1 pseudogene is annotated in these 463 nt (G+C 39.3%); it reads left to right on the top strand.

Annotated features, from left to right (window positions below):
- A pseudogene (locus C1E24_RS20840) lies at positions 1–360 on the top strand (hypothetical protein); the annotation flags it as partial.
- Between the last annotated feature and the right edge of the window lie 103 nt (positions 361–463).

Here is a 463-nt window from a genome sequence, read left to right as displayed (position 1 = left end):
AGTAATTCTACAGGCTCGTTAGGTAACTTAATGGAAAGCTTTGCCCAACTTGAGAGTTATGATCTATTAGCTATTGTAGAAATGCTCAATCCGGAAATGTGTGGGCGAAACACTCCTATTTTCGATGGCTATAGAGGTCAATTTTTCTGGCATATAAATGGTGAATCTTGTTCAGATTGGTTGGCATGTTATATTTTAGAACATGGGGAGTTACACCCTGGCAATAGTTCAAAATGCAAAGTGTTACTTAGTGGCACAATCAAAGAGCTCTCTGTACCTAATTTTAAGATTGGTGCTCAATTTGCAATTCGAGAGGGAACGAAAATTATTGCAATAGGTAAAATTATAGAGGTGCGGTAAAGTTACCTAACAAGTCACTTAAGCGGGACTAAAAACAGTTGGCTAGTCTCGCTGCGCTCGCTATTATAGCCAACTATTTATTAGCCCCTTAGTGGGGCGTTGA

Source organism: Pseudoalteromonas phenolica (assembly GCF_005876835.1).
GTDB lineage: Bacteria > Pseudomonadota > Gammaproteobacteria > Enterobacterales > Alteromonadaceae > Pseudoalteromonas > Pseudoalteromonas phenolica_B.
Note: the sequence above shows the minus strand (reverse complement) of the source record. Positions and strands in the feature narration are given on the sequence as shown.